Annotated in this window: 9 protein-coding genes; 5 read left to right on the top strand and 4 right to left on the bottom strand. The window is 69.1% G+C overall.

Annotated elements, in window-relative coordinates:
* Positions 1-141: 141 nt before the first annotated feature.
* The 3 genes from ASE02_RS04195 to queG all read left to right on the top strand — a co-directional run bounded on the left by ASE02_RS04195 (position 142) and on the right by queG (position 2,973).
* Complete coding sequence (locus tag ASE02_RS04195; protein WP_056731470.1) at positions 142-1,083, top strand: cation diffusion facilitator family transporter; 942 nt, start codon at positions 142-144, stop codon at positions 1,081-1,083.
* 98 nt (positions 1,084-1,181) lie between these two features.
* Positions 1,182-1,868, top strand: a complete 687-nt coding sequence (locus ASE02_RS04190) for a glutathione S-transferase family protein (protein WP_056731468.1) — start codon at positions 1,182-1,184, stop codon at positions 1,866-1,868.
* Entirely contained in the window at positions 1,849-2,973 is a 1,125-nt protein-coding gene (queG, locus tag ASE02_RS04185) for a tRNA epoxyqueuosine(34) reductase QueG (RefSeq protein WP_056731467.1), read from the top strand. The genes ASE02_RS04190 and queG overlap by 20 nt, the downstream gene beginning before the upstream one ends.
* A 127-nt stretch (positions 2,974-3,100) precedes the next feature.
* Here the strand turns inward: queG and ASE02_RS04180 are convergent, their stop codons facing one another.
* From ASE02_RS04180 to ASE02_RS04165, 4 genes are all read right to left on the bottom strand, one after another.
* On the bottom strand, positions 3,101-3,739 hold the full coding sequence (locus tag ASE02_RS04180) for a glutathione S-transferase family protein (RefSeq protein WP_056731464.1): 639 nt from the start codon (positions 3,737-3,739) through the stop codon (positions 3,101-3,103).
* Positions 3,739-4,557 carry a crotonase/enoyl-CoA hydratase family protein gene (locus ASE02_RS04175; protein ID WP_056731463.1) on the bottom strand — a complete coding sequence of 273 codons (819 nt, stop codon included), beginning with the start codon at positions 4,555-4,557 and terminating at the stop codon, positions 3,739-3,741. Before ASE02_RS04175 ends, ASE02_RS04180 begins: the two co-directional genes overlap by 1 nt.
* A gap of 12 nt (positions 4,558-4,569) precedes the next feature.
* Entirely contained in the window at positions 4,570-5,478 is a 909-nt protein-coding gene (locus ASE02_RS04170; RefSeq protein WP_056731462.1) for a glutathione S-transferase family protein, read from the bottom strand.
* 82 nt (positions 5,479-5,560) lie between these two features.
* On the bottom strand, positions 5,561-6,994 hold the full coding sequence (locus ASE02_RS04165; RefSeq protein WP_056731460.1) for an MFS transporter: 1,434 nt from the start codon (positions 6,992-6,994) through the stop codon (positions 5,561-5,563).
* A 186-nt stretch (positions 6,995-7,180) separates the two neighbouring features.
* On the opposite strand from ASE02_RS04165, the gene ASE02_RS04160 reads away from it, so the two are divergent.
* Entirely contained in the window at positions 7,181-8,335 is a 1,155-nt protein-coding gene (locus ASE02_RS04160) for a trans-acting enoyl reductase family protein (protein WP_056731458.1), read from the top strand.
* Positions 8,335-9,423, top strand: coding sequence for an NADH:flavin oxidoreductase (locus tag ASE02_RS04155; RefSeq protein ID WP_056731456.1), 1,089 nt, complete (start codon positions 8,335-8,337; stop codon positions 9,421-9,423). Before ASE02_RS04160 ends, ASE02_RS04155 begins: the two co-directional genes overlap by 1 nt.
* Positions 9,424-9,455: the final 32 nt, after the last annotated feature.

The raw sequence follows: 9,455 nt of genomic DNA, 5'->3' as shown, positions 1-9,455 counted from the left end.
GCCTCACGCTCCGAGCCCGGTCTCGCCCCCTCCACCACGCGTGCCGCGCGGTCCCCCTCCCCCGCTGCGCAGGGGAGGAAAGCAAGGCCTCGCGAGTCGTTCGCGCTGGGGTTGCCGACGCGGCGAGGTTAGACAGGCGTCATGACCGCCGCCGCTCCGCCTCGCCTGGCTCTCGACCAGACCGCCGCCCTGACCCGCAAGATCACGCTCGCCTCGGTGGCCGTGGCCGCCGTGCTGGTGTCGATCAAGGGCGGGGTCTGGCTGATCAGCGGCTCGGTGGCGCTGCTCGCCTCCGCCGCCGACTCCGGCCTCGACCTGCTGGCCTCGCTGGTGACCTTCTTCGCGGTCCGCTACGCGACCACCCCGCCCGACGCCGAGCACCGGTTCGGCCACGGCAAGGCCGAGGCCTTCGCCAGCCTCGTCCAGGCCGGCCTGGTCTTCGCCTCGGCCGCCCTGATCGGGCGCGAGGCGATCATGGGCGTGATCGCGCCCAAGCCGATCGCCAACGAGGGGTGGGCGATCATTGTCATGGCGGTCTCCACCGTCCTCACCGGCGCCCTGATCTACGCCCAGACCCTGGTGCTGCGGCGCACGGCCTCCGTCGCCGTGGCCGGCGACCGCGCCCACTACGCCTCAGACCTCGCCTCCAACATGATCGCGCTGCTGGGCATCGCCGCGACCGTGCTGTTCGGCTGGGGCCAGGTCGACGCCCTGGCCGGCCTCGCCGTCGCGGCGTTGCTGATCTGGAGCGCCGTGGGCGTGTTCCGTGAGGCCTCCAACCAGTTGATGGACCGCGAACTGCCCGACGCCGAGCGCGACCGGATCGTCGAGCTGGCCCGCGCCGACCCGGCGATCAAGGGCGTGCACAGCCTGCGCACCCGCGCCTCGGGCCCGTTCGTCTATATCGAGCTGCAGATCGAACTCGACCCGGACCAGAGCCTGGAAGCGGCCCACGACAAGATCATCGCTTGCGAAAACCGGGTGCTGACCGAGTTCCCGGCCGCCGACATCATCATCCACGCCGACCCGAAAGGTCGCGCCGCGCCGCATGAAGGCGCCTTTGCCCGCGCTTCGCGCGTTTAGGCCGGGCGGCGTCACTTTCTCCGTACGAAAACCTGCCTGGTAAACGCGACCTTAACAGGTGCGGCCGCTCTTGGAGCTTTGAGCATATCCGCGACATCATGAGCCTCGACCTCACCCTTCATCACTTCCCGCTCGACCCCGCTTCCCGCCAGGTTCGCCTGGCGCTGGGCGAAAAACGCCTGCCCTTCGCCGAGGAGCAGGTGCGCTATTGGGAGCGGCCCGCCAGCCTGGTGAAGATGAACGCGTCCGGCCTGACTCCGGTGCTGACCGTGGGCGGCGGCCGCGAGCGCCTGGTGCTCTGCGAAGGCCGCGCGATCCTCGACTATCTGGAAGAGGCCCACCCCGAACCCCCGCTGCTGGGCCGCGAGGCCGCCGAGCGCGCCGAAGCCCGGCGCCTGCTGCAATGGTTCGACCGCAAATTCGACTACGAGGTCGGCGGCTTCATCCTGCACGAGAAGATGGAGAAGCGGCTGCTTGGCCTCGGCGCCCCGGATCTCGCCAGCCTGCGCCAGGGCCGCGAAGCCCTGCGGGTCCACCTGGCCTATGTGGAAAGCCTGCTCTCGTCGCGTGATTGGCTGGTCGGACGACGCCTGTCCCTGGCCGATTTCGCCGCCGCGGCCCACCTCTCGGTCATCGACTATTTCGGCGACGTGCCATGGCGCGACTTCCCTGCGGTCAAGACCTGGTACATGAAGCTGAAATCGAGGCCGTGCTTCCGGCCGCTGCTGGCCGATCGCTGGCCCGGCCTCGCGCCGGCGCCGCATTATGACGATCTCGACTTCTGATCCGCACACAAGAGACCTGATCCGCGCACGCGCCGCCGAGCTGGGCTTCGATGTCTGCCGGTTCGCCGACGCGCGAACCGAATGGGCGGCGTCGGACCGGCTGGCGCAGTTCGTCGAGAACGACCGGCACGGCGAGATGGGCTGGATCGCCGACACCCAGGATCGCCGCCGCCACCCGACCGCCATGTGGGACGGCGCGCGCTCGGCGATCATGCTGGGCGTCAATTACGGCCCCGACCACGACCCGCTGGAGGCCCTGAACGACAAGAGCCGGGGCGTGATCTCGGTCTACGCCCAGGGCGACGACTACCACGAGCTGATCAAGGGACGGCTGAAGCAGCTGGCCGGCTGGCTGGTCTCGCGGTTCGGCGGCGAACTGAAGGTGTTCGTCGACACCGCGCCGTTGATGGAAAAGCCGCTGGCCGAACGCGCCGGCCTCGGCTGGCAGGGCAAACACACCAATCTGGTCAGCCGCGAATTCGGCTCCTGGCTGTTCCTGGGCTCGATCCTGACCGAACTGGACCTGGCCCCTGACGAGGCCAGCGGCGGTTCCTGCGGCCAGTGCCAGGCCTGCCTCGATGTCTGCCCGACCAAAGCCTTCCCCGCGCCCTATCAGCTGGATGCGCGGCGCTGCATCTCCTACCTGACCATCGAGCTCAAGGGTCCGATCCCGGCGCAGTTCCGCCCCGCGCTCGGCAACCGCATCTATGGCTGCGACGACTGCCTGTCGGTCTGCCCCTGGAACAAGTTCGCCAGCGCCTCGCGCGAGATGCGGCTGACGGCGCGGGAAGAGCTAAAGGCTCCGTCGCTGGCCGACCTCGCGCGACTGGACGACCTGGCGTTCCGCGCGCTGTTCGCCAAGAACCCGGTCAAGCGCATCGGCCGCGACCGGTTCATCCGCAACGTCCTCTACGCGATCGGCAATTCGGGAGATCTCGAGCTGGCGACCATCGCGCAGGAACACCTCGCCGATCCCTCGCCCCTGGTGCGCGGCGCGGCGGTCTGGGCGCTGTCACGGTTGCTGGAGCCGGAAGCGTTCGAAGCGTTGCGGGATAGAACGACAGAGACCGACGCCGACGTGTTGGCCGAGTGGGCCACCGCCTAGATGCTCCCCCTCTGGGGGAGCTCCCTGCCTCTTCGGCCGGGTGAGGGGGACCACGACTCCTTCAGCAAGCCCCCTCCGTCGCGCTGCGCGCGCCACCTCCCCCAACGGGGGAGGATCTGCAACTCTGCTATCCCTGCCAGTCCGGCGCGCCCTCACCAGCCTGCGCCGCCTGCGCGCGCCCGAACGCCTCGCGCGCCGCCAACCGCTCCCAGTAGGCGTTGATCGCCGGGCTGAAACGCTCGTTCAGACCCAGCGTGCGGGCCAGCAGCAGCGCGTAGCCGACCGAGATGTCGGCGGCGGTGAAACGTCCGGCGCACAGATAGTCCCCGCGCTCCAGGGCCGCGTCGACCGACCGCAGCCGCGCCATGAACCAGCGGGCGTAGTCCTCGGCCACCTGCGGGCTGCGCCGCTCCTTCGGCTCCAGCCGCGTGTAGCGAAGCACCAGGGTCTGGGGGAAGGTCAGGGTCGCCTCGCCCCGGTGCAGCCAGTTCAGCCAGTCGCCATAGGCCGGGTCATCGGGCTCCACCGCCAGCGGCCCGCCATGCTTGGTCGCCAGGTACTGCGTGATGGCCGCCGACTCGGTCATCTGCGTCTCGCCATCGACGAAGAACGGGATGGTGCCGAGCGGGTTGATCTCCAGATATTCGGGCGCGCGGACCCTGGGCGGGAACGGCAACAGCTTCAGCTCATAGGGGACGCCCAGCTCCTCCAGCGTCCAGAGGGCGCGGAACGAGCGGGCGTCGGTGCAGTGATAGAGCGTGACCATCAATCTGCGTAGACCGCGGCGCGCTTCTGCATGTTCGACATCACCGCCTCGATCTGATTGGGCGAGCCGATGAGCGCGCCCTGCTCATGGCTCTCGGCCAACAGGATGGCGTGCTGGTCGGCGTCGGCGACCATGTCGAGCAGCCGCTTCGCCCCGCGAATGGCGGTCGGGCTCTTGCCGGCGATCTCGGCGGCCAGGGCCAGGGCCTCGGCGCGGGGATCGGCGCAGACGCGGGTGGCGATGCCCAGCCGCGCGGCTTCCTCGCCGTCGAAGATCCGTCCCGTATAGGTCAGCTCGCGGGCGACGTCGTCGCGGACCAGGCCCTTCATCAGCACCATGCCGGCCATGTCGGGCACCAGGCCCCACTTGATCTCCATCACCGCCATGCGGGTGTCCGCAGTGACGAACCGCAGGTCGGCGGCCAGCGCCAGCTGGAAGCCGCCGCCAAAGGCCACGCCGTGAATGGCGGCGATCACCGGAACCGTCTGCTCGCGCCAGACCATCACCGCGTGCTGGGCGCGGTTCGAACCGCCGGGCGTGCGGTTGGGGGTGAGCAGGCTCTCGCCAGTCGAGGACTTGCCGCCGCTGCGCTCGCCCGACGCCATCTTGCCGAAATTGCCCATGTCGAGCCCGGCGCAGAACGCCCGGCCTTCGCCCGACAGCACGATGGCGCGGACGCCCTTCTCGGTCTTCAGCCGCTCGCCCATCTCGATCAGGGCCGAGAACATGGCGTCGTCGAGGGCGTTCATCTTGTCGGCGCGGGTCAGGCGGACATCGGCCACGCCGTCCTTCAGCTCCACCTTGATGCGGTCTTCCATGAGGGTGCTCCTTCAGGCCTTGCCGACGATGTAGCCGGCGCGTGGGAAATGGATGTGGGTCTTGCCGAGCTCTGGCGTCTCGCGGGCCAGGACCACGCGGTCGCGGGTCGCGGCGACCAGGGTCCCGGCGATGGGGTCGCGGCCATAGTCGTCGGCCGCCACGACCACCGAGACTCCCGGCGACAGGCCAAGCGGATCGGCGACGTCATGCGCGGGGGCCGCTGCGGGCTCCGCCGCCCTGGCGACGTCCAGCGCCGCGGCGGCGGTGATCTCGCGCCGCTGGCCGTGGCCGATGGCGGCCACGCGCGGGCGCCAGGCCTGGGTCCGCGTAAAGCCGCTCAGCAACTCGTCGGCCAGGTCCGGCAGGCTGCGGGCCAGGAACCAGATGTTCATATAGGCGGCGATGTCGGCCAGACCCGGCGCGGCGCCGCCCAGCCAGTCGGCGCCGGCCAACCCCTCTTCGATCCAGGCGGCCTGGGCGCGCCACTGCGGCCGCATCACCCCGGCGGCGGCCTTCATCGCCGCGATGTTGAACGGCCGCCCCGACAGCTTCTCGCGATCAGCGATGAACTCCTGGGACGTCGCATCGCCCAGCTCGCCGAAGATGATCGGCACGGTGACGCCGAAGAACGACCGGTCAGCCCAGAAATTGACCGCCCAGGCGGCCCCCGAGACCGCGGCCGGCGCAGGCGCGCGGCGCTCGATTTCGGCTAGGATGACCTGGGTGTCGCAATAGATGTCGGCGCCGATCTGCAGCACCGGAATGCGGCGATAACCGCCGGTCAGCGGGACTAGATCAGGCTTGGGCATGATCACCGGCGCCTGCACCGAATCCCAGGCCAGCCCTTTGAGGCCCAGCATCAGCCGGACCTTCTCCGAGAACGGCGAGGTCTCGTAGTGATGCAGGATCAGGCCGCTCATCGCTCTTCCCCAGGGCGGGCCTCTGGCGGGCCGCCGGCTTAGGCTGTCACGGTTTCGGCGCCCGGCCTACTCTGACCCGACGTCAGGCCTTGCCGTCCCCGGCCAGGACGGCGATGGCCGGCTCGCCGCTGAGGCTCTCCAGAATCGGCGCCTCGGCGTAGAGAGCGTCGCGCTCGTCGAGCTGGCGGCGGATGTCGGCGTGCTTGGTGGCGTCCAGCTTCCAGCCGAGCACGCAGGCGCCGCCCAGCATCACGAAGAAGATCGGGCCGACGATGAAGGCCAGCTCCAGACTGAAGATCGCCTGCGGCGTGTTGCTCGCGCCTTCCGCCGCGTTGTAGCCGAGCCGGCCGAGCAGCGGGAAGGTCAGGCCGATGGCGAAGGCCGCGGCGATCTTGGTGGCCAGGGCGTTCAGCGCATAGATCAGGCTGAGCTGCTCCTGACCCTGTTCCAGGCGCACCTCGTCGGCCACGTCGGCCAGCATGGCGCGGATCATCAGGTCAAAGCCCGCGGCCATGAAACCGCACCAGAACATCACCGGCAGAGCGGCCAGCACGCTCCCCTTGGGCGTGACCATCACCAGGCAGAGGCCCAGGGCGTAGGCGGTGGTGGTGACCATCAGCGTGCGGTGCTTGCTGAACCTCATGGCCAGCCGCGCGGTCAGCGGGGCGCCGAGGATGCCGGCCACCACATAGACCAGCAACAGGGCCGAGGCCTGCTCGGCCGAGTACTTCCGCGCGTCGATGAAGAAGAACATGTAGAGCGCGCTCATCCACCCCGGACCCAGGGTCAGCGCCATCTGGGCCAGAAACAGCCGCAGCAGGTCGGGCTTGGTGATCAGGCCCAGATAGTCCTGGAGCTTGAAGTGCTCCGTCGAGGTCCGCCGGACGATATGCTCCGGCGTCTTGAGGCAGACCAGTCCCACCACGATCGGGACCATGGCGAAGATGAACCAGCCCATGGCGCGCACGCCCTGCGCCGAGCTCCAGCCGATGCGCGAGGCCAGGATCGGGATCAGCAGCACGACCACTGCGCCAACGACGCCGGTGGCGGCCAGCACCCCGAACACTCGCGATCGCTGATGATAGTCGGTGGCCAGCGTCGCGGCCCAGGCCGAATGCCCCAGGCTGAGGATCGACGTGCCCAGATAGAAGATCAGCAGCCAGCCGATCAGATAGGCCGAGCCGATGCCGCCTGGTGCCTCGAATAGCGCATAGACCGCGATCATCAGGATCGGCGCCCCGATCGCCAGCCAGACCCGATAGCGGCCGAACTTGGTGCGCGTGCGGTCCATGACCAGGCCCAGCACCGGATCGACCCCGATATCCAGCAACCGCACCACCGCCCAGGCCGTGCCGATGACTGTGAGGCTGACGCCCAGATGGCTGGCGAAATAGGGAGGAAGGTAGACCGCGACGGCGACCGCCAGGGCGCCCAGAGGCAGGGCGACCGTAGAGAACGAGAGGACCATCGGCGAAGAAAGCGGCCGAGGCCCGGTGGCCGGCGCGTCGTGGGTCACTTGGCGATCTCCCCATGCGCCGGCGCGTTCGCGTCGCGGCGTTATTCGTCGCCACTTGATCGGGTTCCCAAGGGGAAGGGCAAGAGCCAAGACGGCCCTGGAAGATTAAAACAGGCGTTTGCATGCGGGCCGCGATCCCGGCAAGGTCGCGCCAAGCCTCAAGGGCGACATCAGGGAGAGAGAGCCATGAACCCGGCCGCGGAATTCGACATCATCGTCTATGGGGCGACGGGCTTCACCGGCCGCCTGGTCGCCGAGCATCTGGCCAAGCATTACGGGGTCGGCAGCGACGTGAAATGGGCCATGGCCGGCCGCAGCCTGGAGAAGCTGCAAGCGGTCCGCGACGAGATCGGCGCGCCCCAGGACACCCCGCTGGTCGTCGCCGACGCCGGCGACGCGGCCTCGGTCAAGGCGATGGTCACATCGACCAAGGCGGTGCTGACCACGGTCGGCCCCTATCAACTCTACGGCTCGGACCTGGTCGCGGCCTGCGCCGCGGCGGGGACCGACTATCTGGACCTGTCGGGCGAGCCGAACTGGATGGCCGAGATGATCGGCGCCCATGAGGCAGCGGCCAAGAAGAGCGGCGCGCGGATCGTGTTCTCCTGCGGCTTTGACTCCATTCCCTTCGAGCTGGGCGTCTTCTTCGCGCAGGAAACCGCCAAGGCCCAGCTGGGCGACGTGGTCCCGCGCGTGAAGGGCCGGATGCGCGCCATGCGCGGCGGCCTGTCGGGCGGCACCGCGGCCAGCGGCCGGGCGACCATGGCGGCGATCCAGAAGGACCCCAGCCTGTTCGCGCTGATGGTCGACCCCTTCGCCCTGACGCCCGGCTTCAAGGGTCCCGAACAGCCGCGCGGCGACAAGGTGGAGCACGACCCCGACATGAACGCCGATGTCGGCCCCTTCATGATGGCGGCGATCAACACCAAGAACGTCCACCGCTCCAACCTGCTGCTCGGCCACGCCTATGGAACCGACTTCGTCTATGACGAGATGTCGGTGGTCGATCCCAACACCCCGGCCTCCTTCGCCGCCGACGCCGGCGCCGGTCCGCAGCCGGGCGAGGGCCCCAGCAAGGAAGAGCGCGAGGCCGGCTTCTACGACGCGGTGTTCATCGGCATCGCCAAGGACGGCCGCAAGGTTCGTGTGGCCGTGAAGGGCGACAAGGATCCGGGCTACGGCTCGACCTCGAAGATCATCGCCGAGACCGCCATCTGCCTGATCACCGAAGCCGCCGACGTTCCCGGCGGGATCTGGGTGCCCGGCGCGGCCATGGGCGACAAGCTGATCGCCCGACTGCACAAGAACGCCGGCCTGACCTTCGAAGTGGAAGCCGTCTGATGAGCGACCTGTTCACCCCGCTCAGCTTCACCCGCGGCCCGGCCATGAAGAACCGCTTCATGCTGGCCCCGCTGACCAACCTGCAGAGCCATCCGGACGGGACCTTGTCGGACGACGAGTTCCACTGGCTGACCTTCCGCGCCGAAGGCGGCTTTGGCCTGACCATGACCTGCGCCGCCCACGTCCAGCGCCAGGGCCAGGGCTTCCCCGGCCAGCTGGGCGTGTTCGGCGACGAGCATCTGCCGGGCCTCACCCGACTGGCCGCGGCCATCAAGGCGGCCGGCAGCATCGCCGCCGTCCAGCTGCACCACGCCGGCATGCGCTCGCCCAAGGACCTGATCGGCGAGGCGCCGGTCTGCCCCTCGGAAGACGAGGAGACCGGCTCGCGGGCCCTGACCCTGGCCGAGGTCGAGCAGCTGGTGGAAGACTTCGTCGCCGCCGCCGTCCGCGCCGAGAAGGCCGGGTTCGACGGCGTCGAGATCCACGGCGCGCACGGCTACATCATCTGCCAGTTCCTCTCGCCGACCCTCAACCGCCGCACCGACCGCTACGGCGGGTCGCCGGAAAACCGCGCCCGGATCCTGCACGAGATCATCGCCGGGATCCGCGCCCGTTGCCGGCCCGACCTCAACCTCGGCCTGCGGCTGTCGCCCGAGCGCTTCGACGTTCAACTGGCCGAGATCCGCGACCTGGCCCAGGCGCTGATGACCGGGGGCCAGATCGACTATCTCGACATGTCGCTGTGGGACGTGGCCAAGGAGCCGAACGAAGAGGCGTTCAAGGGCAAAACCCTGATGTCCTACTTTACCGAGCTCGACCGCGGGAATGTCCGCCTGGGCGTGGCCGGCAAGATCATGAGCGCCCAAACGGCCCGGCAATGCCTGGAGAACGGCGCTGACTACGTCCTGATCGGCCGCGCCGCCATCCTGCACCACGACTATCCGCAGAAAGTCGCCGCCGACCCCGACTTCACCCCGATCGCCCTGCCGGTGACCCGCGAACACCTGCAGGCCGAAGGCCTCGGCCCGGCCTTCGTGGACTACATGAACACCTGGAAGGGCTTCGTGGTGCAGCCGGCGACGGTCTAGGCCGGAGCCTCCATCTCGCGAGTTCAGATGCT

Origin of the sequence: Phenylobacterium sp. Root700 (assembly GCF_001429025.1) — a bacterium.
Classification (GTDB): domain Bacteria; phylum Pseudomonadota; class Alphaproteobacteria; order Caulobacterales; family Caulobacteraceae; genus Phenylobacterium.
This window is presented reverse-complemented; position numbering and strand designations above follow the sequence as displayed.

What these genes read in the sequence shown, in the direction of transcription:
- ASE02_RS04175 (WP_056731463.1), bottom strand. Translation starts at nt 4,557, where the DNA reads ATGGAAGACCGCATCAAGGTGGAGCTGAAGGACGGCGTGGCCGATGTC.
- queG (WP_056731467.1), top strand. Translation starts at nt 1,849, where the DNA reads ATGACGATCTCGACTTCTGATCCGCACACAAGAGACCTGATCCGCGCA.
- ASE02_RS04190 (WP_056731468.1), top strand. Translation starts at nt 1,182, where the DNA reads ATGAGCCTCGACCTCACCCTTCATCACTTCCCGCTCGACCCCGCTTCC.
- ASE02_RS04155 (WP_056731456.1), top strand. Translation starts at nt 8,335, where the DNA reads ATGAGCGACCTGTTCACCCCGCTCAGCTTCACCCGCGGCCCGGCCATG.
- ASE02_RS04180 (WP_056731464.1), bottom strand. Translation starts at nt 3,739, where the DNA reads ATGGTCACGCTCTATCACTGCACCGACGCCCGCTCGTTCCGCGCCCTC.
- ASE02_RS04170 (WP_056731462.1), bottom strand. Translation starts at nt 5,478, where the DNA reads ATGAGCGGCCTGATCCTGCATCACTACGAGACCTCGCCGTTCTCGGAG.
- ASE02_RS04160 (WP_056731458.1), top strand. Translation starts at nt 7,181, where the DNA reads ATGAACCCGGCCGCGGAATTCGACATCATCGTCTATGGGGCGACGGGC.
- ASE02_RS04195 (WP_056731470.1), top strand. Translation starts at nt 142, where the DNA reads ATGACCGCCGCCGCTCCGCCTCGCCTGGCTCTCGACCAGACCGCCGCC.